Annotated in this window: 3 protein-coding genes; 2 read left to right on the forward strand and 1 reads right to left on the reverse strand. The window is 51.1% G+C overall.

Translation table 11 applies throughout. From position 1 onward, the window contains the following. The coding region (locus HMPREF9304_RS12020) for an HK97 family phage prohead protease (RefSeq protein WP_036929521.1) at positions 1-830 on the reverse strand (830 nt) is incomplete at its 3' end. Positions 831-990: 160 nt separating this feature from the next. On the opposite strand from HMPREF9304_RS12020, the gene HMPREF9304_RS12025 reads away from it, so the two are divergent. Next, complete coding sequence (locus HMPREF9304_RS12025; RefSeq protein ID WP_036929522.1) at positions 991-1,455, forward strand: DUF1804 family protein; 465 nt, start codon at positions 991-993, stop codon at positions 1,453-1,455. Positions 1,456-1,591: 136 nt separating this feature from the next. Next, positions 1,592-3,151 (forward strand): hypothetical protein, encoded by a 1,560-nt coding sequence (locus tag HMPREF9304_RS12030; RefSeq protein ID WP_036929524.1) that lies wholly within the window; start codon positions 1,592-1,594, stop codon positions 3,149-3,151. The last annotated feature ends 31 nt before the right edge of the window (positions 3,152-3,182 follow it).

Below are 3,182 nucleotides of genomic sequence, written 5' to 3' on the forward strand. Positions count from 1 at the left end.
GTGAACTTCTGTTCACCTGTAGGAGCGCCACCCTGATGTCCTATCACGGAAGACAGCTTCACCGAAGGNTGCATCGCCTTCANGGTCTTCTCCAGTTCNTCCGCGCCAATCTTCTTGCCCAGCTCCACAAACTGGTCTTTGTTGTTTAACTCAATGCGTTTGTCGGCNATGGCTTGCTCGACAAGGCTGTTGATTCTCGNCAAGGTGAGCTTCTCTTTTTCCTGAAGCAGAGACGCGTTCTGTTCCTTGACNGCATTCAACTCGGCAATCTTGGCGGAGATTTCAGCCTCGGTNGCCGTTTCNGGCAGCCCCAAATTCAGGGCNATGGTNTTGTTTTCCATTTCTTCTGTTTTTTGTTTGTTAATATTATTCAAAAGCGGCAGCGGGCAATCTNCGTCCCTGCCGAGGGTTATTCTTTTTCCGTCTTTATGAAGCACGAGGGCATCATCATTGGCACCGACATCAGCGACGCTTACCTCAAATAGCTTGCTCTTGGTGATGGTGGGACGTGTCTGCCCTTGGACAAGCATGCTCGCATCCTCGCTTGTTTCCAATATTTCCAAACCGGCGCTCACCATTCTTAGACTTCCGAACTCGAACTGCTTCTCGCAGCGTTGGCTAAGTTCCGAGGCACAGTCGAACATCAGTTCACCGGTTACCTCATTGTTCTCCACCTTCAAGTCCTTCACATAACCCACCACGTTGCCACGCTCGTGCATATAGAGAAGTACAGGGTTACGGTTGTACTGAGCCACGTCCATGCCGCTCGTCAGCACTCTGAACCCGTAGCTGTTCAGGCTGTCATTAGATATTCTTACACGTTTTCCCATTTGCGTTTCATATTCAATTTTGACTGCAATATTACGTCATAAATCATTGACTACCAAAAAAGTATGAAACCACTACACGCTTCTATGAAGTGACTGCATCTTTTTTTTGCAACCTCAATAAAATAAGGCAATTTTGCATGGTAAAGCAACAAACCGATTTATGACAAAAGCAGAAACAGAAAAGAAAAAATCCCTTGCACGCTCTCTCTACCTTGCTGGGATGGAGCAGAACGAGATAGCTGAGAAGGTTGAGGTGTCGAGGGTTACCATATCCAAGTGGTGCAATGCGGATGGTTGGAAAGAGGCGCGGGCGGCCAAGAACGTGACACGCCCCGAGCTGGTGAACAAACTGCTGCTCACCATAGACAAGTTGATAACCGAGGTGAACGAGTCGGAAGACCCATCGCTCATAGCCGGCATAGGCGACAAGCTCGCCAAACTGTCCTCCGTCATCGAGAAGCTCGACAAGAAGGCCAATGTTGTGGATGCGATAGAGGTCTTTATGGCATTTTCCAAGTGGCTGGAGTACCGTGCCACCATCGACCCCTCTGTAACGCCGGAACTCATCAAGACCATCAACAAGTTTCAGGACATGTACCTCACTGAGCAGATGGGAATAAAATGATAATTCATAATTTTTAATTCATAATTCATAATTTTACTAACGACTCATCAACTCTCAACTAAAAGTATGAATTATGAATTCTTAATTATGAATTAACTCGTGAACTCATCAACTAAAAAACTCATCAACTACCACCATGGCAACAGCAGCAGAAAAGAAAATGGCATTCCAGCAGTGGAAGGAGCATTGCAAGCGCATCCAGTCAATCACCGACACCACGGCACTTGCCAACGAGACACCTGCCCAAAAAGACAGGCGCAAGGAAAGACTGCTCAGCAACTATGCCGCCTTCTGCGAGTATTACTTCCCCCATTTCCTCACGCTGCGCGACAAGACAACGGGAGAGGTTGTACGCACCGTACACAACGCGCCGTTCCACAATCAGGCTGCGCGTAAGGTAATGGGAACTCCTAACCTCAAGGCGGTGTTCATGTGGCCCAGAGGACACGCCAAGTCCACGCACTTTGACATCTTCATGCCGCTGTGGTTGATGCTGCGTCCAAAGCGGCTCATCAATTTCATGGTCGTGGTGGGCAAATCGCAGGACAGCGCCAACCGGTTGCTTGGAGATATTCAGGCAGAACTGGAATATAATCAGCGCATCATCGCCGACTTCGGGCAGCAGAAGAACCTCGGACTGTGGACGGCAGGGGAGTTCAAGACCGCCTCCGGAGTGAAGTTCCTTGCTGTTGGACGTGGGCAGTCGCCGCGTGGACTGCGTGAGCGCGAGGCACGCCCGGACTACATTGTCATCGACGACCTTGACGATGACGAGCTCTGCCGTAACGAGAAGCGTGTGCACGACCTCACCGACTGGGTGAAGGAGGCACTCTTCGGCGCGCTCGACGTGGGGCGAGGACGTTTCCTTATGGTGGGCAACCTCATATCAAAGACCTCCGTACTGGCAAACATCGCAGCCACGCCTGGCGTGTTTGTCTCAAAGGTTCAGGCTATAGACAAAAACGGGGAGCCGGTATGGAAGGAGAAATGGAACAAGGAAGACGCACAGGAGTACCGCGACTTCGTGGGCTACCGGGCGTGGGAGAAGGAGATGATGCACAATCCCATCGTGGACGGAACCATCTTCCGGGCAGACTGGATAAGATACAAGCCCATGCCATCGCTCCGCAAGTATGATATGCTGGTGTGCTACACCGACCCGTCTTTCAAATCAACCACAGCCAACGACTACAAGGCTTCACGTCTGTGGGGAAAGATCGGAAACGAACTCCATCTCATAGACTGTTATGTACGGCAGGACACGGTCGGAGGTATGGTACGGTGGCTCTATGACCTCTACGAGCGGACGAGGGACAAAGCGGCAATACGCTTCTTTATGGAGGCGAACTTCATGCAGGACGTCATTCTGGACGAGTTCGCCCTGGAGGGGAACCTGCGTGGATACCAGCTGCCTATCATGCCCGACAAACGCAAGAAGCCCGACAAGATACAGCGTATCGAGGCGGTCAGCCCACTGTGGGAACGTGGCTACGTTTACTACAATGAGAAGCTCAAGGACTCACCCGATATGCAGGTGGGCATAGAGCAGACGCTCGCTCTCGAGCGCGGAAGCCGTGTTCACGACGATGCGCCGGACGCTGACGAGGGGGCGATATGGATCCTGCAGCGCAATGCAAGACAGGAGAGTTTTCAACCGGTGTTCGGAAAAAGACCGACCGCCAAAAATTCATGGTAGGATGGTGAGCAATTCATAATTCATAATTCAT

It is taken from the genome of Hoylesella timonensis S9-PR14, from assembly GCF_000762405.1.
Taxonomy (GTDB): Bacteria; Bacteroidota; Bacteroidia; order Bacteroidales; family Bacteroidaceae; genus Prevotella; species Prevotella timonensis_A.